Annotated in this window: 26 protein-coding genes, 1 riboswitch and 1 other annotated feature; of the genes, 16 read left to right on the top strand and 10 right to left on the bottom strand. The window is 36.4% G+C overall.

Annotated elements, in window-relative coordinates; genetic code table 11:
- Positions 1–39: 39 nt before the first annotated feature.
- Entirely contained in the window at positions 40–2,340 is a 2,301-nt protein-coding gene (gene cpdB, locus ACXY7N_RS09650; protein ID WP_016086393.1) for a bifunctional 2',3'-cyclic-nucleotide 2'-phosphodiesterase/3'-nucleotidase, read from the top strand.
- Positions 2,341–2,389: 49 nt separating this feature from the next.
- Here the strand turns inward: cpdB and nhaC are convergent, their stop codons facing one another.
- A complete protein-coding gene (gene nhaC, locus ACXY7N_RS09645; RefSeq protein WP_098986691.1) occupies positions 2,390–3,763 on the bottom strand; it encodes a Na+/H+ antiporter NhaC in 1,374 nt (457 codons plus the stop codon).
- Between the two features lie 277 nt (positions 3,764–4,040).
- Positions 4,041–4,261: a binding site (T-box leader), on the bottom strand.
- A gap of 142 nt (positions 4,262–4,403) precedes the next feature.
- Between nhaC and ACXY7N_RS09640 the strand changes: the two genes are divergently transcribed.
- The 8 genes from ACXY7N_RS09640 (at position 4,404) to ACXY7N_RS09605 (ending at position 11,166) form a co-directional block, all read left to right on the top strand.
- Positions 4,404–4,760 (top strand): hypothetical protein, encoded by a 357-nt coding sequence (locus tag ACXY7N_RS09640; protein ID WP_116349046.1) that lies wholly within the window; start codon positions 4,404–4,406, stop codon positions 4,758–4,760.
- Positions 4,761–4,882: 122 nt separating this feature from the next.
- A complete protein-coding gene (bioA, locus tag ACXY7N_RS09635) occupies positions 4,883–6,271 on the top strand; it encodes an adenosylmethionine--8-amino-7-oxononanoate transaminase (RefSeq protein ID WP_016086396.1) in 1,389 nt (462 codons plus the stop codon).
- Complete coding sequence (bioD, locus tag ACXY7N_RS09630; protein WP_016086397.1) at positions 6,271–6,999, top strand: ATP-dependent dethiobiotin synthetase BioD; 729 nt, start codon at positions 6,271–6,273, stop codon at positions 6,997–6,999. The genes bioA and bioD overlap by 1 nt, the downstream gene beginning before the upstream one ends.
- Positions 6,965–8,152 carry an 8-amino-7-oxononanoate synthase gene (gene bioF / locus ACXY7N_RS09625; RefSeq protein WP_016135311.1) on the top strand — a complete coding sequence of 396 codons (1,188 nt, stop codon included), beginning with the start codon at positions 6,965–6,967 and terminating at the stop codon, positions 8,150–8,152. Before bioD ends, bioF begins: the two co-directional genes overlap by 35 nt.
- Complete coding sequence (locus tag ACXY7N_RS09620; RefSeq protein WP_088084328.1) at positions 8,149–8,889, top strand: alpha/beta fold hydrolase; 741 nt, start codon at positions 8,149–8,151, stop codon at positions 8,887–8,889. The genes bioF and ACXY7N_RS09620 overlap by 4 nt, the downstream gene beginning before the upstream one ends.
- Positions 8,855–9,664, top strand: a complete 810-nt coding sequence (gene bioC / locus ACXY7N_RS09615; protein WP_088084327.1) for a malonyl-ACP O-methyltransferase BioC — start codon at positions 8,855–8,857, stop codon at positions 9,662–9,664. Before ACXY7N_RS09620 ends, bioC begins: the two co-directional genes overlap by 35 nt.
- Before the next feature lies 1 nt (position 9,665).
- The gene (bioB, locus tag ACXY7N_RS09610; protein WP_016086401.1) at positions 9,666–10,664 is read left to right on the top strand and encodes a biotin synthase; all 999 of its coding nucleotides are present in this window, start codon (positions 9,666–9,668) and stop codon (positions 10,662–10,664) included.
- Between the two features lie 181 nt (positions 10,665–10,845).
- Positions 10,846–11,166: a hypothetical protein gene (locus ACXY7N_RS09605; RefSeq protein ID WP_000549786.1), complete on the top strand. Its 321-nt coding sequence runs from the start codon at positions 10,846–10,848 to the stop codon at positions 11,164–11,166.
- 29 nt (positions 11,167–11,195) lie between these two features.
- Here the strand turns inward: ACXY7N_RS09605 and ribH are convergent, their stop codons facing one another.
- The 5 genes from ribH to ACXY7N_RS09580 form a co-directional block, all read right to left on the bottom strand.
- Positions 11,196–11,657, bottom strand: a complete 462-nt coding sequence (gene ribH, locus ACXY7N_RS09600) for a 6,7-dimethyl-8-ribityllumazine synthase (RefSeq protein WP_000230900.1) — start codon at positions 11,655–11,657, stop codon at positions 11,196–11,198.
- Between the two features lie 18 nt (positions 11,658–11,675).
- Positions 11,676–12,869: a bifunctional 3,4-dihydroxy-2-butanone 4-phosphate synthase/GTP cyclohydrolase II gene (ribBA, locus tag ACXY7N_RS09595; RefSeq protein ID WP_016086404.1), complete on the bottom strand. Its 1,194-nt coding sequence runs from the start codon at positions 12,867–12,869 to the stop codon at positions 11,676–11,678.
- A 12-nt stretch (positions 12,870–12,881) separates the two neighbouring features.
- Entirely contained in the window at positions 12,882–13,526 is a 645-nt protein-coding gene (gene ribE / locus ACXY7N_RS09590) for a riboflavin synthase subunit alpha (protein ID WP_016086405.1), read from the bottom strand.
- Positions 13,508–14,620, bottom strand: a complete 1,113-nt coding sequence (gene ribD / locus ACXY7N_RS09585; protein ID WP_016086406.1) for a bifunctional diaminohydroxyphosphoribosylaminopyrimidine deaminase/5-amino-6-(5-phosphoribosylamino)uracil reductase RibD — start codon at positions 14,618–14,620, stop codon at positions 13,508–13,510. Before ribD ends, ribE begins: the two co-directional genes overlap by 19 nt.
- Positions 14,621–14,927: 307 nt before the next feature.
- Positions 14,928–15,071, bottom strand: a riboswitch (FMN riboswitch).
- A gap of 190 nt (positions 15,072–15,261) precedes the next feature.
- Positions 15,262–15,468: a CDGSH iron-sulfur domain-containing protein gene (locus ACXY7N_RS09580; protein WP_001151582.1), complete on the bottom strand. Its 207-nt coding sequence runs from the start codon at positions 15,466–15,468 to the stop codon at positions 15,262–15,264.
- A 288-nt stretch (positions 15,469–15,756) separates the two neighbouring features.
- Here ACXY7N_RS09580 and ACXY7N_RS09575 point away from each other — a divergent pair, with 288 nt between their 5' ends.
- Positions 15,757–16,002, top strand: a complete 246-nt coding sequence (locus ACXY7N_RS09575; protein WP_016086407.1) for a DUF2552 family protein — start codon at positions 15,757–15,759, stop codon at positions 16,000–16,002.
- A gap of 11 nt (positions 16,003–16,013) precedes the next feature.
- On the opposite strand, the gene ACXY7N_RS09570 is transcribed toward ACXY7N_RS09575, so the two are convergent.
- Positions 16,014–16,937, bottom strand: coding sequence for an alpha/beta hydrolase (locus ACXY7N_RS09570; protein WP_016086408.1), 924 nt, complete (start codon positions 16,935–16,937; stop codon positions 16,014–16,016).
- Between the two features lie 81 nt (positions 16,938–17,018).
- Between ACXY7N_RS09570 and ACXY7N_RS09565 the strand changes: the two genes are divergently transcribed.
- Positions 17,019–17,501, top strand: a complete 483-nt coding sequence (locus tag ACXY7N_RS09565; RefSeq protein WP_016135305.1) for a GNAT family N-acetyltransferase — start codon at positions 17,019–17,021, stop codon at positions 17,499–17,501.
- 99 nt (positions 17,502–17,600) lie between these two features.
- The gene (locus ACXY7N_RS09560) at positions 17,601–18,464 is read left to right on the top strand and encodes a LacI family DNA-binding transcriptional regulator (RefSeq protein WP_088084324.1); all 864 of its coding nucleotides are present in this window, start codon (positions 17,601–17,603) and stop codon (positions 18,462–18,464) included.
- A gap of 23 nt (positions 18,465–18,487) precedes the next feature.
- Here the strand turns inward: ACXY7N_RS09560 and ACXY7N_RS09555 are convergent, their stop codons facing one another.
- Both ACXY7N_RS09555 and ACXY7N_RS09550 read right to left on the bottom strand, forming a co-directional pair.
- A complete protein-coding gene (locus ACXY7N_RS09555; RefSeq protein WP_016086411.1) occupies positions 18,488–19,807 on the bottom strand; it encodes a Na+/H+ antiporter family protein in 1,320 nt (439 codons plus the stop codon).
- 128 nt (positions 19,808–19,935) lie between these two features.
- Entirely contained in the window at positions 19,936–20,937 is a 1,002-nt protein-coding gene (locus ACXY7N_RS09550; protein WP_016086412.1) for an alpha/beta fold hydrolase, read from the bottom strand.
- Between the two features lie 122 nt (positions 20,938–21,059).
- Between ACXY7N_RS09550 and ACXY7N_RS09545 the strand changes: the two genes are divergently transcribed.
- Entirely contained in the window at positions 21,060–21,536 is a 477-nt protein-coding gene (locus tag ACXY7N_RS09545) for a ribbon-helix-helix domain-containing protein (protein WP_016086413.1), read from the top strand.
- Positions 21,537–21,664: 128 nt separating this feature from the next.
- Here ACXY7N_RS09545 and ACXY7N_RS09540 read toward each other — a convergent pair whose 3' ends face one another.
- A complete protein-coding gene (locus tag ACXY7N_RS09540) occupies positions 21,665–23,254 on the bottom strand; it encodes a bifunctional metallophosphatase/5'-nucleotidase (protein WP_016086414.1) in 1,590 nt (529 codons plus the stop codon).
- A 203-nt stretch (positions 23,255–23,457) separates the two neighbouring features.
- Between ACXY7N_RS09540 and ACXY7N_RS09535 the strand changes: the two genes are divergently transcribed.
- The 3 genes from ACXY7N_RS09535 to ACXY7N_RS09525 all read left to right on the top strand — a co-directional run bounded on the left by ACXY7N_RS09535 (position 23,458) and on the right by ACXY7N_RS09525 (position 25,423).
- Positions 23,458–23,721, top strand: a complete 264-nt coding sequence (locus tag ACXY7N_RS09535) for a YqkE family protein (protein WP_016086415.1) — start codon at positions 23,458–23,460, stop codon at positions 23,719–23,721.
- A 68-nt stretch (positions 23,722–23,789) separates the two neighbouring features.
- Positions 23,790–24,314 carry a GrpB family protein gene (locus ACXY7N_RS09530; protein ID WP_016135301.1) on the top strand — a complete coding sequence of 175 codons (525 nt, stop codon included), beginning with the start codon at positions 23,790–23,792 and terminating at the stop codon, positions 24,312–24,314.
- Between the two features lie 281 nt (positions 24,315–24,595).
- Positions 24,596–25,423 carry an aldo/keto reductase gene (locus tag ACXY7N_RS09525; RefSeq protein ID WP_016135300.1) on the top strand — a complete coding sequence of 276 codons (828 nt, stop codon included), beginning with the start codon at positions 24,596–24,598 and terminating at the stop codon, positions 25,421–25,423.
- The last annotated feature ends 1 nt before the right edge of the window (position 25,424 follow it).

Raw genomic sequence — 25,424 nt, 5'->3', positions numbered from 1 at the left:
TTTCATTATTCTTTGGTAATTGTATAAGGGGGATTTTTTGTGAAAAAGTCAAAAAAAATGCTAGCTGGAGCAACTCTTGCTATAGGTGTAATAGCGCCGCAAGTATTGCCAACAACAGCTCATGCGGATGAGAACAACGGGGAGAGTACGGTTAACTTACGAATTCTAGAAACATCAGATATTCACGTTAACTTAATGAATTACGATTATTATCAAACGAAAACAGATAATAAAGTAGGTCTCGTGCAAACTGCAACACTTGTTAACAAAGCACGTGAAGAAGCGAAGAACTCTGTCCTATTTGATGATGGGGATGCATTACAAGGGACACCGCTTGGAGATTATGTAGCGAATAAAATAAATGATCCGAAGAAGCCTGTGGATCCTAGTTATACACATCCATTATATCGTTTAATGAATTTAATGAAGTATGACGTCATCTCTCTTGGGAATCATGAATTTAACTACGGTTTAGACTATTTAAACAAAGTGATTAGTAAAACAGAGTTCCCGGTTATTAACTCGAACGTCTATAAAGATGATAAAGATAATAATGAAGAGAATGACCAAAATTACTTTAAACCATATCATGTTTTTGAAAAAGAAGTAGAAGATGAATCAGGACAAAAACAGAAGGTGAAAATTGGAGTAATGGGATTTGTTCCACCTCAAGTTATGAACTGGGATAAAGCAAATTTAGAAGGAAAAGTTAAAGCAAAAGATATAGTTGAAACAGCGAAGAAAATGGTGCCAAAAATGAAAGCAGAAGGTGCAGATGTTATCGTTGCACTAGCGCATTCCGGTGTTGATAAGAGTGGATACAACGTTGGCATGGAAAACGCGTCGTATTATTTAACAGAAGTTCCTGGTGTAGATGCAGTATTAATGGGGCATTCACATACTGAAGTGAAAGATGTATTTAATGGTATTCCAGTTGTAATGCCTGGTGTCTTTGGAAGTAACCTAGGTATTATTGATATGCAATTGAAAAAGGTAAACGGAAAATGGGAAGTACAAAAAGAGCAATCGAAGCCGCAACTTCGTCCGATTGCTGATAGTAAAGGGAACCCACTAGTAAAATCCGATGAAAAATTAGTTAATGAAATTAAAGATGATCATCAAGCGACAATTGATTATGTGAATACAGCTGTAGGAAAAACGACAGCGCCAATTAATAGTTATTTCTCATTAGTACAAGATGATCCTTCTGTACAACTTGTGACAAATGCACAAAAATGGTATGTAGAAAAGTTATTTGCTGAAAATGGACAATATAGCAAATATAAAGGAATTCCAGTTTTATCTGCAGGTGCACCATTTAAAGCAGGTGGTCGAAACGGTGCTACATATTATACAGATATTCCAGCTGGAACGTTAGCAATTAAAAACGTTGCAGATTTATATGTATATCCAAATACGTTATATGCTGTAAAAGTAAATGGGGCACAAGTGAAAGAATGGCTTGAAATGTCTGCAGGTCAGTTTAATCAAATCGATCCAAAGAAAACAGAAGAACAGCCGTTAGTAAATATAGGCTATCCTACATATAACTTCGATATTTTAGATGGCTTAAAATACGAAATTGATGTAACACAACCGGCGAAATACGATAAAGATGGAAAAGTTGTAAATGCAAATACGAATCGTATTATAAATATGACATATGAAGGTAAGCCAGTAGCTGACAATCAAGAGTTTATCGTCGCTACAAATAACTATCGTGGAAGTAGCCAAACGTTCCCAGGTGTAAGTAAAGGGGAAGTTGTATACCAATCACAAGATGAAACACGTCAAATCATTGTGAAGTATATGCAAGAAACACCAGTTATTGATCCAGCAGCTGATAAAAATTGGACGTTTAAACCAATTGTTGCAGATAAATTAAATACAACATTCGATTCTTCACCAAACGCACAAAAGTATATAAAGAAAGATGGGAAAATATCGTACGTTGGACCATCTGAAAATGAATTTGCTAAATATGCAATTGATATAACGAAGAAGAACGATGATGATAAGGAAACTGGTGGAGAGAATCCAACAACACCGCCAACAGGTGAAGGAAATAATGGAGGAAATCCAACAACGCCACCAACAGGTGAAGGAAATAATGGAGAAAATCCAACGACACCATCAACAGATGAAGGTAAAAATGCAGGATCTGGACAAACTACAACGGATAATCAAAACTCAAAAGAAACAACAACTGTGAGTGAAAATAAAGAAGAACGTGATTTACCGAAAACAGGTACAAGTGTTGTTTCTACAATTGGAGCAGGTTTGGCGTTTGTTGGAGCGGGATTACTTCTGTTATTTAGAAGAAAGAAAGCGAATAGATAGCCGAGAAATATAAAAAGGATTACCGATTCAGGTAATCCTTTTTATTATATTATGAAATTGTTACTGCTTTTTCTTTCTTCCATGAAAGGCCAAATCCAGTAAAGCCGACGATAATGGTTACGACTGGACAAGCTAAACAGAAGATTGCGTATGGAAGGTAATCAAATGTTGGAACACTAAGGACGTTTGTTAAGAATACGCCACTTACACCCCATGGTACGAGCGGGTTAATCACTGTACCTGCATCTTCTAATACGCGTGATAAATTACGACGTTCTAAACCGACTTCATCGTATTTATTAGCGAATGCTTGTCCTGTTAAAACGATGGATAAGTACTGCTCACCGAGTAAGAAGTTTACACCAATTGCAGTTGAAGCAGTAGAAATAATTAAGCGTGTACTATTTTTTACGAAGCTAGAGATGATATTCATTAGCTGCGTGATAATACCCATTCCTTGTAATAATCCTCCCATACAAAGAGCTAGGAAAATAAGCGCAATCGACATCATCATACTTTGTAGACCACCGCGAGATAGTAAGCTATCAATGTCTTTAATACCAGTTTTAGAAACGTAGCCGTCTTGCATAATTTTCATTAAATCAGCTAAAGAAGTGCTAGGTTTGAAAATAAAGAGAATGATGATTCCTACTACGATTCCAGCAAGTAATGTTGGAACTGCTGGAACTTTTTTGAATGCGAATAGGAACAGTAATAAAATTGGAATAAGTGTAACGATAGAAATCGTTGCGTTTTTTTCTAATGTGCTAATAAAGTTTGTGAAGTCAACGTCTCCACTAGTGCCGCTTCCCAAAATGAAAAATGCGATAAAAGCAATAATGAAAGCTGGAACTGTTGTCCAAAGCATGTTACGGATATGCTCAAATAAATCTACACCCGTTACAGCAGGAGCTAAGTTTGTTGTATCAGATAAAGGAGACATTTTATCTCCAAAGAATGCACCAGAAATAATTGCACCAGCGATCAGAGCTGAATCGTATCCGAGAGCACTACCCATTCCCATAAAGGCAAGTCCTACAGTTGCGGCAGTTGTAAAGGCACTACCGATACTTGTTCCAACAATTGCACAAACAACAAAAACAGTTGGAACGAAAATTTTAGGAGATACAAGCTGGAAGCCGTATACCATTAAAGTTGGAATTGTTCCAGCAGCGATCCAAACACTAATTAATACGCCTACAAGTAAGAAAATAAAAATAGATGGAATACCAGCTGAAATACTACTGATCATCCCTTTTTCCATAGTAGACCAAGAGATTTTTTTCATAAATCCAAATGTTAATAAAAGAACGATACCAAATAAAATTGGGATGTGTGGTGAAACTTCTAATTGGATAACACTAAAGCCGATACAGAAAAAGATAAATAATGTTAAAAGAACAGATTCAATTTTTGAAACCATTGTTTTTCCCTCCTAAGTAATCTAAAATAGCTCTTTTTTATATAAAATTCGCCAATATTGTATATTTCCTTCTAAATTTTAGAATTTTGTGACAAATTACCGGTAATTGTTAATCCTTCAATATGATACGGAAATGATTGGATAAAAAAACGTCCCTGCATATAATTATGCAGGGACGAAGAAATCGCGGTACCACCCTAGCTTGTGAAATGAATGTATCACAAAATAAAGGATCGTATGATATGCGTTTATAAAATAAAAACGCCCCTGCAATATATGCAGGGACGAAAAATTCGCGGTACCACCCTAAATTGTGAAACAGTGTCGTTTCACCACTCTTTAGATATAACGGTCTATAACCGTCTTTCACTACTCCGTACGTTTCGCAAAAGAAGCTCCAGGGGGTAATTCATAATTCGCTCTGTACTGGTTCACACCGACCACCAGCTCTCTGAAATCAGAAATCGAAATACTACTAAATCCTATCAATGCCGATTCATATGATGTTAGTTAAATTTTTATCACATTTTCATCTAATATGTCAATAAAAATATTCGATATTTTTTTAGGGGGATAAAGATTAAATATTTTCAATGTTCTAAAATTGTGCGTTATAATGAATTTGAAAGGGGAGGAAAGAGTGAAGAAAAAAATAATTCTTTTTATCACCTTACTAGTCATTGGCGGAAGTGCTGGAATTTACACAGCTTTTGCAGCTGAATCAGAGCAGGCGAAGCAAAAGCAAATACAGCAATCAGAAGTGAAAAAAGTGAAAGAAGCTGAAGAGAAGAAGTCGATGGAAAAAGCAGCTACGAAACTAGGAGTTTCTACTGAAGGGAAAACAAAAGAAGAGGTTACGAAAGAAGTAGATAAAGCTAGGTTTGAGCAGCGCCATGATTTATTAATTGAGCATGCTAAGCAACTTGGAATTGATACAGAAGGAAAAAAAGATGAAGAGATTATTTTAGAAATCGGAAAGATACAACACGGAAAGTAGAACAACTTATCATACGATAAGTTGTTCTTTTTTAAGAACTATTTGATTTAAAAATAATTGACAGTCATTTAGATTTAATGTTAACTATATTTATAAACTAGTTAACATTAGGGGTGACAATTGTGACTGTTAATAGTAATACGACTGAAAAATCATCTTATACATATGAAGAACTATCGGCGAAAAATAAAGCTTATGTATGGCACCCATTTACACAAATGAAGGATTATTTAGAAGAAGATCCTGTCATTATTGAACGTGGAGAGGGAAGAAAGCTATATGATGTAAATGGAAATGAATATTGGGACGGTGTTTCGTCTATTTGGTTAAATGTTCATGGACATCAAGTACCAGAATTAGATGAGGCAATTCGTGAGCAATTAAATAAAATTGCTCATTCTACTATGCTAGGACTTGCTAACGTTCCATCTATTTTATTAGCAGAAAAAATAATTGAAGTTGTACCAGAAGGATTGAAGAAAGTATTCTATTCAGACTCCGGTTCTAGCGCCGTTGAAATTGCAATTAAGATGGCATTTCAATATTGGCAGCATAAAGGAAAACCGAAGAAACAAAGATTTGTTACATTAAAAGAAGCGTATCACGGTGATACAATTGGAGCTGTTTCAGTAGGAGCAATAGACTTGTTTCACCAAGTGTATAGTTCACTTTTATTTGAGGCAATTAAAATGCCTTATCCATATACATATCGTTCTCCTTATGGAAATAATAAGGAGGGAATTGTAAGAAAACATTTAGAAGAAATGGAAGAGCTGCTGAAAGACAAACATGAAGAAATTGCAGCTATTATTGTAGAACCTTTAATGCAAGGTGCTGGAGGCATGATTACAATGCCAAAAGGATACTTAAGAGGGCTACGGGATTTATGTACAAAATATAATGTGTTATTTATTACAGATGAGGTAGCGACTGGATTTGGGCGTACCGGGAAAATGTTTGCATGTGAACATGAAAATGTAACGCCGGATATTTTAACAGCTGGAAAAGGTTTAACGGGCGGATATTTACCAGTTGCAATCACCGTAACGACAGATGAAATTTATAATGCCTTTTTAGGCGAATATGAAGAACAAAAAACGTTTTTCCACGGTCATAGTTATACAGGGAATCCGTTAGGGTGTGCGGTAGCAATTGCGAATCTAGAACTATACGAGAAAACAAATTTAATAGAAGAAGTAGCACGTAAGACGGAATATGTGGCGACGCAATTGGAAGAGCTCTTTGCATATAAACATGTAGGGGATATTCGTCAGTGCGGGTTAATGGTTGGAATTGAACTTGTGAAGAATAAGGAAACGAAAGAAGCGTTTGAATGGACAGAGAGAGTCGGTGTTCAGGTGTGTAAACGCTCAAGAGAGCTGGGCATGATTATACGACCGCTCGGTAATACGATTGTATTTATGCCTCCTCTTGCTTCTACAATGGATGAGATTGATGATATGTTACGTATTTTGTATAAAGCAATCTCGGATGTTACGGAGGGAGAATAATGAGTGGTTTTTTCATAACAGCAACGGATACTGAAGTGGGGAAAACTGTAGTTGCAGGTGCATTAGCAGGTGTATTTAGAGAATTGGGATATAACGTAGGGGTATATAAACCGTTGCAAAGTGGACATGTTGCATCAAATCCAGAGGGAGATGCAGCAAGGTTAAAAGTATTATCAGGTGTACCGACAAAAGAAGATGAAATTTGCCCTTACTCTATTGAAGAACCGCTTGCTCCAAGACTTGCCATGAAGAGAGCTGGAAGAGTAGTACATTTAAAAGACATTATTGATCATTATAATGAACGATTGAAAGAGTGTAATAGTCTATTTGTAGAAGGTGCAGGTGGACTGGCTGTTCCATATACAGAAGACGCTTTAGTAATTGATTTCGCGAAAGAATTACAGCTTCCTCTTATTGTAGTAGCACGCCCTACATTAGGAACAGTAAATCATACAGTTTTAACGATTGCTTATGCAAAGGCACATGGCTTAACAGTAGCAGGTGTAATTTTATCCGGCTGCAAAGAATGTGAAATGGAAAGAGTACAAGAAAATAAAGAAATGATTGAAGAGCTAAGTGGAGTACCGGTTTTAGGTTTATTACCATTCTTTGAAGGTGCGTTTACAAAAGAAGAAGTCTTAGAATCTGCGAAAGAGTATATTATGATTTCAAAATTAGAGGAGTTCATCCGAAATGAATCAACCGTGGCGCACATATCTTCAAACTAAATTACAACAATTACATGAGCAAGGGCAGTATCGCAATTTGCATGTAACAGAACAGGCAGAAGAGACATGGCTTATTCGAGATGAGAAAAGGATGCTAAATTTAGCGTCAAATAATTACTTAGGGTTAGCTGGAGATGAAAGGTTAAAAGAAGCTGCTATTGCATGCACAAGAAAATATGGAACTGGGGCGACAGCATCAAGGCTCGTTGTAGGAAACTATTCACTGTATGAAGAGGTTGAGAAAAGTATATGCGATTGGAAAGGCACCGAAAAAGCCTTAGTTGTAAATAGCGGATATACCGCAAATGTTGGAGTGATTTCTTCATTAGCCTGTCGTCACGATATTGTGTTTAGTGACAAATTAAATCACGCAAGCATCGTTGATGGAATTATATTAAGCGGGGCAGAACATAAAAGGTATCGTCATAATGATTTGGATCATTTAGAGAAGCTGTTGAAAACAGCTTCTCCTGAAAAGCGGAAATTAATCGTAACTGATACTGTTTTTAGTATGGATGGTGATACTGCGTATTTGAGGGAGTTAGTGCAGCTGAAAGAGAAATACGGGGCAATCATTATAGTTGATGAAGCACATGCGAGTGGAATATATGGAATCGGCGGAGCTGGATTATCTCATATAGAAAAAGATCTTGCTCAAAAAATTGATATACATATGGGGACGTTTAGCAAGGCTTTAGGGTGTTATGGTGCGTATTTGACAGGTGATGCAATTTATATAGAATATTTACAAAATATGATGAGAAGCTTTATTTTTACTACAGCTTTACCACCGGGAACATTAGGAGCGGTACAAAAGGCAATTGAAATTGTAAAAAAAGATAATGAGAGAAGAGAGAGACTTATAGAGAATGGGGCATATTTTAGGACACATTTGCTAGAAGCTGGTTTTGATATTGGGAATAGCTCGACACATATAGTACCGATTGTAGTCGGCTCAAATGAAACAGCGTTATGGTTTAGTAAAAGGTTACAAGAGGTAGGTATTGCAGCAATTGCAATTCGTCCACCGACAGTGCCAGTTAATAGTTCACGGATCCGTTTTGCAGTTACGTCTCAACATACAATAGCTGATTTGAAATGGGCTATTCAGCATATTATACGCATTGGTAAAGAAGAGGGGTTTTTCGTATGAAAGAGCTAAAGATTATTTTTATTCCTGGGTGGGGAATGGAAGAAGGTGTTTGGACTTTAGTTCTGCCGTATTTTAAAGGATATTCTGTTCACTGTATCAATTGGCGTAATGTGAAAGAACAAAGTGAATTTGCGGGGCGAATAATAGATGTAGCAAAGGATGAAAATGTAATTTTAGTTGGATGGTCACTAGGGGCGTTAGCAGCAGTTCAAGCTCATAAAAAGATTAAGGCGAAAGGTATCGTTTTAATTGGTGGTACTGCTAAATTTACAAATACGAGCGACTATACAAGTGGATGGAATGCTTTGCATGTAGAACGGCTGAAAAAGAATGTAGCGAGAAAGAAAGAAGATACGCTCAAGCGGTTTTATGAAAATATGTTTACAAAAAATGAGCTGAAAGAGAATAAAAGGTTTGAAGATATGATAAAAGGCTTTAAAGGTGATTCTATTCAGTCTTTGCAAGTAGGTTTGGAGTATTTAATAGAAACAGATATGAGAGAAGAACTGAAAGAAATGAAAGTCCCTATACTACTAATTCATGGAGAGCAGGATGTAATATGCTCATTATCTGCAGCGCGTAGTATGGCGCAGAATGAGAATAGCATGCTCAAGGTAGTAAGGGAGGCTGGACACGCATTGTGTGTGACGAATTTCGAATATTGTGGAAATGAGATAATTCAATTTGTAGAGGGGATACGACATGATCAACAAAACGTTACTACAAAAACGGTTTAACATGGCAGCGGTATCCTACGATCAATATGCAAATGTACAAAAAAAGATGGCACATTCATTACTTTCTACATTGAATCGGCGATATAGTGCAAATTCATCGATACGTATTTTAGAACTTGGATGCGGGACAGGATATGTTACAGAACAATTATCAAACTTATTTCCGAAAGCACATATTACAGCTATTGATTTTGCTCAAAGTATGATTGCGGTTGCGGAAACTAGACGAAATGTGAAAAATGTAACATTTTACTGCGAGGATATTGAAAGATTACGACTAGAAGAAACATATGATGTCATTATTTCGAATGCCACATTTCAATGGCTAAATGATTTAAAACAAGTGATAAGAAATTTATTTCATCATTTGGCTATAGATGGGATATTACTTTTTTCAACGTTTGGGCATGAAACATTTCAAGAATTGCATGCTTCGTTCCAGCGGGCGAAAGAAGAAAAAAATATACAAAATGAAACATCAATTGGGCAACGTTTTTATTCGAAAGGTCAGTTGCGCCATATATGTGAGATAGAAACAGGGGATGTGCATGTTTCTGAAACATGTTACATAGAGAGATTTACAGAAGTTAGGGAGTTTCTGCACTCTATTCGAAAAGTAGGAGCGACCAATAGTAATGAAGAATCATATTGCCAAAGTCCCTCACTCTTTCGTGCGATGCTTCGCATATATGAAAGAGACTTCACGGAAAATGAAGGGATAATGGCGACGTATCACGCTTTATTTATGCATATAACAAAAGAGGGGAAGAGATGAAATGAAACAAGTACAAACAAAAAGGGATTGGAAAAAAATTGCATACGACGTAGTAGAAGAGAAAATGATTACGAAAGAGGATGCAATAGCGATATTAGAAGCTGATGATACAGAAGTTTTAGAAATTATGAATGCAGCTTACATCATTCGCCATCATCACTTTGGTAAGAAAGTAAAATTAAATATGATTATTAATACGAAATCTGGATTATGTCCTGAAGATTGCGGATATTGTTCACAGTCTATTATTTCAGAGGCACCGATTGATAAATATGCATGGCTAACGCAGGAAAAGATTGTAGAAGGAGCACACGAAGCAATTCGCCGTAAAGCGGGTACATATTGTATTGTAGCATCTGGCCGTCGTCCGACAGATAAAGAGGTGAATCACGTAATTGGAGCAGTTAAGGAGATTCGTGAAACGACAGATTTGAAGATTTGTTGTTGTTTAGGTTTCTTAAACGAAGATCAAGCCAGACGTTTAGCAGACGCGGGAGTGCATCGTTATAACCACAATTTAAATACACATGCAAATAATTACGAAAGCATTTGCTCCACTCATACGTATGACGATCGTGTTGATACAGTTCAAAAAGCGAAACAAGCGGGCATTTCACCATGCTCTGGGGCGATTTTTGGAATGGGAGAGACAATAGAAGAGCGTGCTGAAATTGCATTTGAATTACAACGTATAGATGCAGATTCAATTCCATGTAATTTCCTTGTTGCTGTAAAGGGTACGCCGCTTGAAGGACAAAAAGAGTTAACACCAGTAGAATGTTTAAAAGTGCTGGCGATGATGCGTTTTGTAAACCCAACGAAAGAAATTCGCATTTCAGGAGGACGTGAAATCAATTTACGTTCTGTACAGCCAATCGGTTTATTTGCAGCAAACTCTATTTTTGTTGGAGATTACTTAACGACAGCTGGACAAGAACCGACTGCAGACTGGGGTATGATTGAGGATTTAGGGTTTGAGATTGAAGAATGTGCATTATAAGATAGATAAAAAAGCAAACTTGTAAAAGAGTTTGCTTTTTTTGTAAATAAAATGTAATAAATAGTTGTGAACGTTTGATACTATTGGTTTTTGAGCGGAAAAAGAGTTTTGGTGGACGAATTTTCCAAGCCCCAATTGTACATAGTAAATATGTAATTTATATTGGGTTGGAGGATTTTACATGCACAAATATATATTAGCGATTATGACTTGTCTAATTTTACTAAAAGCAATAAGTGCTGATCCAGTTAAGGCCACCGAAAATCCTGAGCAAAAAGAGATGCAACAACGAATTGAACAACATTTTCGAACGAAAGCTGAACATTTTGGATTGAAAACAGAAGGGAAAGATTTAAAGGAAGTACGAAAAGAAATTACTATTATAGAAGAAGCGAAAAAAAGAGAGAATGTATGGAGAACAGCACAAACGCTTCGTATACAAACAGAAGGAAAAACAATGGATGAATTAATAAAAGATGTACGGAAAAAAGTAAAAAAATAAAAAAGAGGCCGCAGCCTCTTTTTATTTTTTTATGCCCATTGTTTTGATAAGTGAGCCATTTCAATCGCAGCAACTGCGGATTCATAGCCTTTATTACCAGCTTTCGTGCCCGCGCGTTCAATCGCTTGTTCAATTGTTTCTGTCGTTAATACACCGAAAATAACTGGTATGTCTGTTTGAAGTGATAAAGATGCAACACCTTTTGCTACTTCGTTACAAACGTAATCGTAATGTGTTGTAGCACCGCGAATTACAGTACCTAACGTAATAACAGCATCATACTTCCCGCTATTAGCCATTTTTTTAGCGATTAAAGGAATTTCAAATGCGCCAGGAACCCAAGCAACATCGATATCAGTTTCTTCTACACCGTGACGCTTTAATCCGTCTAAAGCGCCGCCAAGTAACTTACTTGTAATAAATTCATTAAAACGTCCAACAACAACCCCAACTTTTAATCCTGTACCAACTAAATGACCTTCGAATACCATAATAAATCTCTCCCTTAATTATAAGTTTAGTAAATGTCCTAATTTGTTTACTTTCGTTTGTAAATACGTTTTATTCTCTTCTTTTGTTGGCATTTGCAATGGTACACGCTCGATTACTTCTAAATCGTAACCTTGTAAGCCAGCAATTTTTCGCGGGTTATTCGTTAATAATCGTAAATGTTGTAAACCTAAATCTTTTAAAATTTGAGCGCCAATACCGTAATCACGCAAATCAGCTGGGAATCCAAGCTTTTCATTTGCTTCTACAGTATCGAAGCCTTCTTCTTGTAACTTATAAGCGCGAAGCTTATTAAGAAGCCCAATACCTCGTCCTTCTTGTCTCATATAAAGAAGAACGCCTTTGCCTTCACGCTCAATTTGAGCCAGTGCAGCATGGAGTTGTGGTCCGCAATCACAGCGGCACGAGCCAAATACATCTCCTGTTAAACATTCTGAATGAACGCGTACAAGTACAGGCTCTCCTGTTGAAATATCACCTTTTACGAGTGCGATATGCTCTTTCGAATCCAATGAATTAGAATAGCCAATTGCATGGAAAGTACCGAAATCTGTAGGTAATGTAATTTCCACTTCTCGCGTCACTAATGTTTCATGGTGGCGGCGATAAGCAATTAAATCTTCTATTGTAATCATTTTTATATCAAATTGTTTTGCGCACTGTATTAAATCAGGTACGCGTGCCATCGTACCGTCCTCATTAATAATTTCGCAAATAACTCCAGCTGGTTCTGCTCCGCAAAGCTGTGCTAAATCGACAGCAGCTTCTGTATGACCAGCACGGCGCAGGACACCGCCTTCTTTCGCAATTAATGGAAAGATATGTCCAGGACGATTGAAATCAGCACCTTTTGATGCAGGATTTAATAATTCTTGTATCGTAGTTGCACGTTCGTGGGCACTAATCCCTGTTGTTGTAGAAACATGATCAATACTCACTGTAAATGCAGTATGATGCGAATCTGTATTATGAGCTACCATTGGTTCTAATTGTAGACGTTCTGCGTACCCTTCCGTAATCGGTACACAAACGAGACCACGTCCATGTGTAATCATAAAGTTAATTGTTTCTGGCGTAATATACTCTGCTAAAGCGATAAAATCGCCTTCATTTTCACGGTTTTCATCATCACATACAATAACGACTTTTCCTTGTTTTAAATCTTCTAGAGCTTCTTCAATACGATGAAACATCATGCTTCCCCCTTATAGAAATCCGTTTTCTTGTAAAAAGCTTTCGCTCATTGAACCTGTTCGTTTTACAGGTTTAGAAATAAAGCGTTCGATGTATTTACCAATCATGTCACACTCAATGTTTACGATGTCACCGGCATTCTTTTCTCCGATAACAGATTCACTTACTGTGTGCGGGATGAGTGAAATTGTAATGGAAGATTCGTCTATATCAAATATTGTTAAACTCGTTCCATCAACAGCGACGGACCCTTTATGCAAACAATAGCGTAGCAATTCATCAGAAATAGCTATTTTGTAATAGAGGGCATTATAATGTTGTTTTTTGTTTAATATCGTTCCGATGCCATCGATATGTCCTGAAACGAAATGTCCACCGAATCGTCCGTTTGCAGCCATTGCTCGCTCTAAATTTACTTTACAGTGCGGTTTAAGCATGCGAAGGGATGTTGATTGCATCGTTTCGGGCATTGCATCCACTGTGAATGAAGTTGTTGTGAAACTCGTTACAGTTAAGCAAATACCGTTAACCGCGATACTGTCACCTAAGTGAACATCTGATAAAATTTTATTTGCATGGATCGTTAACTTCATCGATTCTCCGCTTTGTTGCATGTTTGCAATCGTTCCTAATTCTTCTACAATTCCTGTAAACATTCCGTCACCTCACTTCGGGCATTCGCAACGATTTTTATATCATCGCCAATTTGTTTCATCTCTTGAATTTCCAAGGAAAGTGCATCTTGTAATTTTGAAAAACCATTTCCGCCAAATAAAGTAGGAGCGTCTTGCCCGCCAATTAATTTTGGGCTTATATAAGTCACAATTTCATTGAAATACTTTGTTTGTAAGAAACTCGCATGAACTGTTTGACCACCTTCGACGAAAAGAGAAAGGATTTGTTTTTCGCCAAGTAAGTGTAAGAGATCTTGGATTTCAATTTGCTTCGTTTTCATTTGGAAAATAGCTATATTTTCAGATTCATAAGAAGCTATTTTCTCTTTATTTACATCCTTACCGACAATAATCCATGTCGGTGCTAAACCATCTGTTATGACATGAGAAGATGGTGGCGTTCGTAAATGGTTATCTAAAATAACGCGAATAGGATGTTTCCCCCCATTTGGAATTCTTGTCGTTAAATGTGGATTATCAGCGATAACCGTATTCACTCCAACGAGAATCGCATCATGTGTATGGCGATATTGGTGAACATCAGCTCGTGCTTCTTCCCCTGTAATCCACTTACTTTCACCAGTTACAGTTGCTGTTTTTCCATCTAAGCTCATCGCTGTTTTTATTGTTACAAATGGGCGTTTCGTTTTCATGTAGTGAAAAAAGTAACGATTTAATAAAACTGCTTCTGCTTCAAGAACACCGGTAGTTACTTCGATACCAGCTTCTTCTAATCTCCTTTTTCCATTACCAGAAACGAGAGGATTGCAATCAAGAGTAGCAATTACAACCCGTTTGACTCCTTTTTTGATGAGCAATTCACAGCAAGGTGGTGTTTTTCCAAAATGGCTACAAGGTTCAAGAGTTACATAAACGGTAGCTCCTTTTGCCTTCTCACCAGCCATATGAAGGGCGTGAACTTCTGCGTGTCCTTCACCAGCACGTAAATGGGCGCCCATACCGACGATGTTTCCATCTTTTATAACAACAGCACCAACCATAGGATTTGGGCTTGTTTGCCCAGATGTCCCTTCTGCTAACTGCAAGGCAATCCTCATATATTCTTGATCTGTCATTCTCTTCACCTCTCCTAAAAAAATCAAAAAACCCCAAGGATTTAATATCCTTGGGGTTTGGGAGACGTGATTTCTAGAAATATAGTTTGAATACGAAAGCATAGGAAAGAAACCTAACGATAATTGATATTTCTGCATAAGGAAAAAGCCTAGCAAAATATCGAATTTTTCAAACGCTAGTTGTCTCTTTTTATTTCAGTATAAAAAAATGAGTATAGAAAACTAAACATATATAAAGAATCAAAATGAACCTTTAAAAATATGCATACTGAAATAAAAGTGTATTCACTATATAAAAAACTAGAAACATATCCTTCTCCCATCCAGACTATACTGTCGGCCCTAGAGTTTCACTAGATCCACCGTTTTCAAGTTGAAAACGGGTCACGGACTTAGAAGTTTGCACTTCATCACCGCCGGTTGGGAATTTCACCCGACCCCGAAGGATGTTGTTTGCTCAAATTATAGCACAAAAAAAATAAAAGGCTAGAAAAAAATATTCGAATGTGAAGAATTGTGTGAAAATATATGTAGGCTGGAATGGAGACAAAAGTATTAGAAATGTTGTAAGGAGAAGGGATATAACGGAGTTACTAAAAAGAAAAAACATGCACAAAAAAATGTGCATGTCACATGTTAAATTATTCTGCCTCTGGTGCTCTAACAACAGACTCGAATTTACCTTTATGCGAAGCATCGCAATAAGGCATATTTTTTGATAAACCACAACGGCATAAAGAAAATGCCGGTTTTGCTGGGAATACATTCCCTTGTGAATCGACTAATTCCACGTCCCCTGTAACGCGAAAAGAGCCATTATCATTTACTTTAATTTGTACTTTTGCCAACGTTATCCCTCCTTCCCAAACGCTTAATTCCATCATATAATCAAGAGAAGTGCTTGACAATATAAAGTGAAACTTTAATCAATGGGGGAGGTATCCCCCGCTGATTATTAGTTGAACCAATCGGGCTTTTAGGGGCAGTTAATCTCCCACCTAACTTCTTTGTTTCAGCCGAATTTTGAGGTGGGAGTTTTACTGCCCGCAAATAGCGGGGCAAAAAGAGCACTTTGTTTGAAAGAGAAGACAGTGTTATAATGTTTTTTATAACTGACTAGAGTAAGGTGACGAGAGATGGATAAACAATTACATACATTACGAAACATTGCAAATGAGCGCACGTGGGCATCATTTTTGAATGATAATCATCCATATAGTTTGTTACATTGGTCCATTGCAGGTGTAGGGCAAGAGGCAAAGGATGTTTGGTTACTTCAAGATGAAGTAACATTTCAAACGACAGAATTTCCAACACTGGATGAAGCAGTGCAATGGATTTCTGAAAACATGGAACAAGTTACAGACGTTTTAGCGCAATAAAAAAAACAGGCTTATGCAAGCCTGTTTTTTGTTTCTTTTACATATGATTTTAAAAATTGATCAACGGCTGCTTCATACTCTTCTTTATTTTCGTTATAAGAGCAAGCGTGTGCGCCGCGTTCTGCAATATAAAGTTGTTTATTGTTTTCTTTTGCTTCATATAGTGCTTTCGTCATATCAGCTAAAATATAATCATCATCTTTACTATGAATAAAGAGGACGGGATTTTGAATGTTTTTTATACAATCGATTGGTGAAACTTCACGAATCGTATAACCGTCACGTACTTTTAAAAAAGCATTTGCTAAAGGTAATAAAGGCCATTTAGGTAAATGGAATTCAACCTTTAAACGGTGTTGTAACTGCCCGTAGAAATCAGAAAAAGGACAATCTGCAATATAGAAATCAGCACCATCTTCTACAAGTCCTGCATATTGAAGAAGTGTTGCAGCTCCCATAGATTCACCATGAATACCGAGTGTTATATTTGTTCCAAAACGACTTTTTAGCCAGTCAACTACAGATTTTAAATCATGTTTTTCATAGTATCCATAGCTTGTTGTTTTTCCACCAGTTTTACCATGACGACGATGATCATAAATAACGACATTATATCCTCTGTTTAAAAATAACCTTGCATATTTTACAGAGTTCATTTTATTTACAGTTACGCCGTGACAAAAAATCATAAACTTATTGGAATGACCAGCAGGAATGTAATATCCGTGAAGATCATATCCAAATTGCGAAGGAATATGAATTTCTTCTTTATGAAGAGCATCAAAATCCTCTATACGAAAATGTTTTTTCGTTTCTCTTTCGAGTACTTCTTCCTCTGTTTTTTTCTTTAAGTACATCACTTTATTTGTAAAGAAAATCCCAAGGGCAGTTATTGCACCTAGTATAGTAAACAATGCTGCAAAAAAACGTTTCATACTTTACCTCATCCTCCAAATACCGTTACATGTGATACACTTACATTGTATCACAATGATAGAAAAGGGGAGAAATAGGAAATGGTGTATATACAAAAAATTACGCCGGCGATGAAAGAAACAATCCGAATATTCATGTGTGAGAACTGGGGGAGTTCATTGATGGTTTCGCGTGGTAAGGGGCATCAGTTAGAAGAATTGCCAGGATTTGTTGCGTTATTAGATGACAGAATAATCGGAATTATAACGTATGAAGTGACCGGAAATATGTGCGAAATTGTATCGTTAGATAGCTTTGAAGAAAGAAAAGGAATAGGGACGAAACTTGTGGACTGTGTATTACAAGTTGCAAAAGAGAAACATTGCAAGGAGGTATGGCTCATTACAACAAATGATAATATGAACGCTTTACGCTTTTACCAAAAACGGAACTTTATGATGACCAATTTATATGTGAATGCAGTGGAAGAGGCGCGAAAAATAAAGAAAGAAATTCCACGTATCGGATATGATAATATTCCAATTGTACATGAAATTCAGTTGGGGTATCACTTAACGAATTGATGTAACAATTTTCAGAAATATAAGTTATTAATCTTGACGAAAATTGTAATTTAGGTTACCGTAAAATTGTAATCTATTACCATATTAAGGGGTGACGATGTGGCAACTATACGTGATGTTGCAAAATTGGCAGGTGTTTCAGTCGCAACCGTTTCACGAGTTATTAATGAAAAAGGATACGTTCATGAGGACACAGTAAAACAAGTAAAGGAAGCAATTGAGGAATTACGTTATAGGCCAAATAGTGCAACAAAGCCATTGTTTAAACAAAATTCAACGATAATTGCATTACTTGTAGATAATTTATATGACCTATCAAACATCACTTTGCTACATTGTATTGAGGAAATAGCGTATAAAGAAGGATATCAAATCATTGTTTGTAATATAGAGAATAAAGATAGATACATACATATGTTGAAAGAAAATAACGTTGCAGGTGTTATTGTGACAAGATCAGTCTTTAAAAGTATAGGAGAAATTTCACTTCCGTTTGTTGTGATTGATGAAAAAAAATCCTATGCAAATCATTATGAAAGTGGACAAAGGGCGGTTTCTGTATTAAAAGAGAAAGGCTGTCACTTTCTTGCTTATTTCGATGAGGGAGAAGATAGTGAAGAAATGGAAGAGCACATATCAGGATTTTTAGACGCTGTTTGGGAGGAAGGAATCTCTTATCGAGAAGTATGTGTACAAGGGTATACGAATAAACAGTTTATTACATTATTGCAAAACAATCCGTATATAGATGGAATTGTAGCCTCAAGTGATCAGATTGCTATTGAGTTAATTCGGTCAGCGAGATTTCTAAATATACATATACCAGATAAATTGAAAATTATTGGGCCGAATGGGAGTATGGAGTGTGAATGGATAGCTCCATCACTACCGGCAATTGAAAGCTATGTCGAAGATAATGGGAAAATAGCTTTTCAACAATTAAAAGGAAAAATAAAAAAGTAAAAGGTGCGTATAAAACGCACCTTTTATAATGTAATTGCGGCAATAAAGCCGAATATAAGTAACGGTATATTATAATGCAGAAAAGTCGGTACACATGTATCCCATATATGATGGTGTTGACCATCAGCATTTAAACCTGATGTTGGTCCAAGTGTACTATCTGACGCTGGAGATCCGGCATCACCTAGCGCTCCGGCTGTACCGATAATTGCAATTGTGGCCATTGGACTAAATCCAAGCTGCATGCAAAGAGGTACAAAAATTGTTGTTAAGATAGGAATGGTTGAAAAGGATGAACCAATTCCCATCGTAACGAGAAGTCCAATAATAAGCATAAGAAATGCAGCGAGTGGTTTGTTATTTCCGATTATATGAGCACTCGTTTGCACGAGAGATTCAACATGTCCTGTTTTTCGAAGAACAGCGCCAAATCCAGCGGCAGCAATCATAACAAAACCGATAAAGGACATCATACGCATTCCGCTTGTTAATATCGCATCTGCTTCTTTAAGTGGTAGACTACCACTTACTGATAAAACGATAATCCCCGCTAAAGCACCGAAAATCATTGATTCTGTTGCTAATTGAACAGTTAATGTGGCTATGATAGATAATAATCCGAAAGTAATGCTCCGTTTTGTATAGGGAACGATTTCATTTGCAGTAGTATGAATTTGTTCTGTTTCATACGTACGAGGTTTTCGGTACGTAATGAATACCGCTACACATAATCCGATAATCATACCGATTGCTGGAATAGTCATTGCTTTTGGAATAAGCGCGACATCAAATGTAAGACCGCTTTGCGCAGCATTTGTTTGCAATACGTCATGATAAATTTTTCCGAACCCTGCTGGAATCCACATATAAGGAGTAATCAATCCGAATGTAATAATACATGTAACAAGTCTGCGATCCACTTTCAGCTCATTTAATACTTTTAAAAGTGCTGGAATTAAGATGGGGATGAAAGCGATATGAACAGGAATCACATTTTGTGAGAAACAAGCCATCGTTAAAATGATGAATAAAATAAGTATTTTAGAATAAACTTGTTTTTTCGTGTCTTGTTCATTGCCAATCCATTTTAATGCAGTTTGAATCATGGCATCTGGAAGTCCTGTTTTGGAAAGGGAAATAGCGAAACCGCCAAGCATTGCATAACTTAAAGCGATTGGAGCACTGTTACCAAGACCAGTTGTAAAAGTATTAATAGTTTCTGAAATACCGAGTCCGCCGATAATTCCGCCTGTTAAAGCTCCAACAATGATGGCGACAATGACCTGGACACGTAACAAACTAAGCAATAGCATAACTGCTACTGCGACGAGTACAGCGTTCATAATAAATGTAATCTCCCTAAATTTTTATTGTGTTAAGGCAAGTAAATATGAAGCACTTTGCTATATTTATACATAGTTGCGACATATTATTATAAAATGTTTTCTATGAAATGTAAAAGAGCCTTTTGTTACGAATGCTGAAAAGCTAGCTCTTGTTTAATTGATTGTAAAGAATTAGCAAATAGTTCTGGTTCTTCTAAATCAGGAGAATGTGCTGAATTTGGGAACCAAATCATTTTTTTTATGGGTGCTTCCATAACATCACAATATTCTTGAACGAGTGCATAAGGAGTTTGATAATCATAACGACCAGAACAAAAATAAACTGGAATAGATAAACTTGAAATAGAAGAAAAGAAATCAATTGTCAGCATTTCTTCCCATAAAACACCAGATTTTAAGTTTCCTGCGAGAAATTTGAACCAATCTAATAGCGTATATTCAGGAGAAAAGAAGCCTTTTCGTATGAAAGAAAAGGAAGATCCATTTTGAATTGCACCCCCGAATGTGCCAAGCCACTTTCTTTGAATAATGAGACGTCTCGTATCTAAAAATGGTGGTTTACCTAATTTTAAAAGGGAAGCTAATGCTTTTTTATGATCATGTTTTTTGGCAGAGCTAATTAAATGTTGATATAGTAGTTCTTCATTTTGTTTCATATGTACAATTTGTCCAATACCAATGTAAGCTTCGATATACTTTGGATATCGATGTGCTATGTTAAGCCCAATAATACTCCCCCAAGAATGACCAGCAAGAAATAGTTTTTGTTTATTGAATTTTTTAAGTACATATTGAATAACTTCTTTTGCATCGGAAACGAATTGTTCGATTGTAAAATTTGCCCCGAAATCTTTCATTGAAAAGGATTTACCTGCCCCGCGCTGATCCCAATTAATAACGATAAAGTGTTTCTCCAATTCTTTTTGAAAATGACGAATAAATCCGATTTGTGCCATACCAGGTCCGCCGTGACAACATAATAAAATAGGCTGCTCTACGTTTTGACCGCGTATAAGGAGAGTTTGTTTTCGATTATTAATCATAACGCTTTCCATCGTAGCGACACTATTAGGAATGAGTTGTTTATTTTCATTATAGAACTGTGGGGTATAGCTACGAAAAAGCATATTGAAACCCTCCTTTTCTGAAATCGTATGAATCGCACAGGCTATTCGTTTTGCATATACTGTTAGAAAATCATTGTAACATACCATACTAGTGTCATTTCAATACGGGAGGAGGGGAGATTGTGACGATTGGAGAAATTATAGATTGTTTAAATAGACGTGAATCCATCGCTATTATAGCGAAACGCCTTGAAATAAGTCCATATACACTATCGAAGAAATTAAGATTAATTGGATATGAATATGACGGAGAGCAGAAGAAACGTATTTTTGTAGGAGATGGAGAAGAACCACGTCACTTACAACTCCAAGAAGCGACCGCCCTTCAACATGAGAAAACAGATTATCAATTATTAATTTATGAGCAATTACAAAGCATTTATGAATTATTAAGAAAAAGAGAAGAAGTAAGCGCGCCAATTATGAGTATAAGTACAGAAAAAAAGAAACGTACTTTTTCTATTAATAAAGAAATATTAGCAAAATTAGACGTTATATCAGAATCAAAAGGAATTCAAAAGTCTAAACTTGTAGAAGAGGCGTTACAACAATTTTTACAACAATATGATTTTAATAAAACATCACATTTTGATAACTAAAGAAAAGGATACTATGTTCATTGTAAGAACGAGTATCCTTTTTAGGTTTCACATATATTACGGATAAAATAAAAGGTCCGTGTGTATTTTTTAAGATGAAAAATTAAGATTGTTTATTCTGAGCGTACTTAATTTATTTTTTGAATTCTACCATCAATAATTGGCTGAATAGGTTCTTTTAATTGTTTTACGTAATCGACTAGCGCTTCAAAGTCGTTTGGACCAGTTTCTGCATTTTTACCATTTTTAAATGATACGAATCCATCACCGCCAGAAGCTAAGAAGGCATTTGCCACTACGCTATACGTTTTAGATGAAGATAACTCTTCGCCGTTTGTTAAACGTATATTTGTAACTTTTTCACCGTTTGGTTTATTTGCATCCCACGTATATTGAATACCTGAAATTTGAAGCATTCTCGTCGTTCCTTTTTGCCATTGCTGATTTAAAATGTCGCGAATATCTTGGCCTGTTAAATCTACCTTAATCAATTGGTTTCCGAAAGGTTGAATGCCGTATAATTCGCCCCATGTAATATCGCCAGCATCTAAGTCATTACGAATACCACCAGGATTCATAAGTGCGATTTGAGCTTGCATCGTTTGACGCTGTGCGTCGGCAATTACATTCCCAAGAGTAGATTCACCAGCATCATTTTGTTTACGGTCGATAGGTGCTGTAGATTTTCCTACAACTTCATTTACAAGTGGTGCGATTTTTTCTTTATATTGATCTAGTTTTTGTTTTACTTGTTTATCAGGCTCTACACCTTCATGATATGTTGTAATCACTTCAGCTTTTTTCTTTACAATATCTTTTGTTTTACGATCAATTGTCACATCTACGTCTGAGAAAGCTGTTCCATAAGAGTTCGCTTGGACGATTAGTTTATTATTTACAGTACCATTTACATATGTGTGACTATGCCCACCGAAAATAACATCAACTTCCGGATCTGTTTCATTTGCAATTCGAGTAAGGTCTCCATTTGTCACGCCAGAATCATCAGTTGTTCCGCCGACATGGGCAAGGACGACGATGGATTTAACACCGAGACGCTTTAATTGCTGCGCGGATTTATTAATTGCTTCTACTTCGTCAGTGATCTGTACATTTTTAAGCATGGTAGGCATAACGACATTTGGTGTATCAGTTGTAACAACTCCAATGAATCCTACAGGAACACCATCAACCATTTTTACAGTAAATGGTGGTAAAAATAAGCGACCAGTTGATTTGTTATAGAAATTTGCAGCGACATAAGGGAAGTTTGCGCCTTTGAAATTGCCTGTTTTTTCATGGTAACCACCATAAATAAGTCGGCGCATTTCATCAATACCTTCATCAAATTCATGGTTTCCGATTGTACCAACATCGAATTTTAAGTCATTTAAAAATTCAATCGTTGGTTCGTCTTGTAATAACGCTGAAACTGGTGGACTAGCTCCGACAATATCGCCAGCATGTACGAGAAGTGTATTAGGGTTTTGCTTTTTACGTTCTTTTAAATAAGTAGCTAAGTAATCAGCGCCACCAGCTTCTTTGTTATTAATTTTTTTAACAGTATCTAGTTGTCCATGAAAATCATTAATACCAAGCATTTGTACGTCTATGTAGCGGTTTTGTTCAGCTGGAGTCTGAGATGGGGGAGCGGCAAATACGCTTGAAAAAGTAATGGTGCTTAAAACGGCAACAGCAGGAATGATTTTTTTCCACATAATTCATTTCTCCTTTTTTTTTATAATCTGACATCATACGACATAATTTTAATAGATTCATAGGATTATATCCATATAAAAATTTAGTTTTTTCGAAAAATTAACATATTTACAAAAGATGAATAATAGAGTAAAGAGCCTTTTTTATTGTCGAGTTCATTGTGTATCTACTATAATGGAGAAAAAAGTAAAAGGTGAGTAGCATGAAGAAAAAGAAACAAAGACAAATGCAAAGACAATCGCAAGTGAATAAACTAGAGAAAGAGTCGCTTACATTAGGTGATCAATTAAATGATTCACTCATGCAGCAATTAAAGAATAAGAAGAAAGAATTGCAAGTGAGAGAAGAGGAAAAAGAGGCAGCTGAACTGGAAAGAAAGCGCCAAGAACAAAAAGAACGTGAAAAGAATAAATCATTTGAAGAACTGTTAAGTGAAAGTAGCCTTACTTGGAAAGACTTTAAATAATATAAAAAATGATCAGTGAATACCGCTGATCATTTTTTTGACGAGCTTGTAAGAAAAGGGGAGTTTAAATGAGGAAAATTGTAGTCGTTCCGCATGAAAATCATTGGAACGAAAAATTTCAAATAGAGGCCGAAAGATTAAAATCGGCGATGCCAGAAATGGTGAAAGTCCATCATATTGGAAGCACGTCAGTGCCAGGACTGGCAGCAAAACCAATTATAGATATGATTATGGAAGTAGAGAGTATCGACAGAGTAGATCATTGGAATGAACGTTTTAAAGAGCTTGGTTACATCGTAAAAGGGGAAAACGGTATTTCAAGACGTCGTTATTTTATTCATGGAACTGAGGAAAAACGCTCGTATCACTTACACGTGTTTGAAAAAGGAAATCCTGAGATAGTAAGGCATTTAGCATTTCGTGATTATATGATGGCTCATTGTGAAGAAGCTGAGGCATATGCAACTTTAAAGAAAGAATTAGCTGAAAAGTATACATATGATGGTACGTTATATACGGAAGGGAAAAATGAGTTTGTACGTAATGTTGATGAAAAAGCGAAGAAATGGATAGAAAATAACGTGAATGAATGAGTTCGCATTATTTTTTAAGGTGTATAAATTTATCCGACTTTAATGGGCAGTAAGACCCCCACCTCAAAATGCAGCGAAAGCAAAGAAGTTAGGTGGGGGATCAACTGCCCATAAAAGTCCGATTGGTTCAACTAATAATCAGTGGGGGATGAAGAAAACCCCCACTGATTAAAGTTTCACTTTATTATGTAAACTGTACATATGTTTTGACTTTTTGGTTGAATCTTGTTGAAATAAAGTGGTGGCTTATAAAAAAATGTAAGAATGAAAGGGAGACGACTGTGCACATTCCAACAACTACACTTCATAATGGCGTAAAAATGCCGATGATTGGTCTAGGCGTTTATAAAGCGAAAGAAGGCGACGAAGTAAAACAAGCAGTAAAAACAGCGTTAGAAGTTGGATACCGTTCGATTGATACAGCAACTGTATATGAAAATGAAAGCGGTGTCGGAGAAGCGGTTCGTGAATCAGGGATTCCGAGAGAAGACATATTTATTACAACAAAAGTTTGGAACGACGATCAAGGATACGAGGAAACACTTGAGGCGTTTGAAAAAAGCTTAAAGAAATTACAAATGGACTATGTAGATTTATATTTAATACATTGGCCAATAAGAGGGAAGTATGTCGATACGTACCGAGCGTTAGAAAAACTGTATGAAGAAGGTAAAGTGCGCGCGATTGGTGTTTCTAATTTTCATAAACATCATTTAGAACTGTTATTACCAAATTGTAAAGTGAAGCCGATGGTCAACCAAGTGGAACTTCATCCGATGTTAGCGCAATTTGAATTGCGTAATTTCTGTCAAGGTGAGCAAATTCAAATGGAAGCATGGAGCCCATTAATGAGAGGCGGGGAAGTATTTCAGCACCCGATTATTCAGGCCATTGCTACCAAATATGATAAAACACCTGCGCAAGTTATATTAAGATGGGATATTCAGAGCGGGGTAGTGACGATTCCTAAATCTGTTACACCATCCCGTATTAAAGAGAATTTTACTATCTTTGATTTTGCACTAACGGAAGAAGAGATGACTCAAATTAATACGTTAAATCGTAATTTACATGTAGGAACGAATCCTGATAAATATGATACGCTATAAA

This window comes from Bacillus sp. 5w2, assembly GCF_054353775.1.
This window is presented reverse-complemented; position numbering and strand designations above follow the sequence as displayed.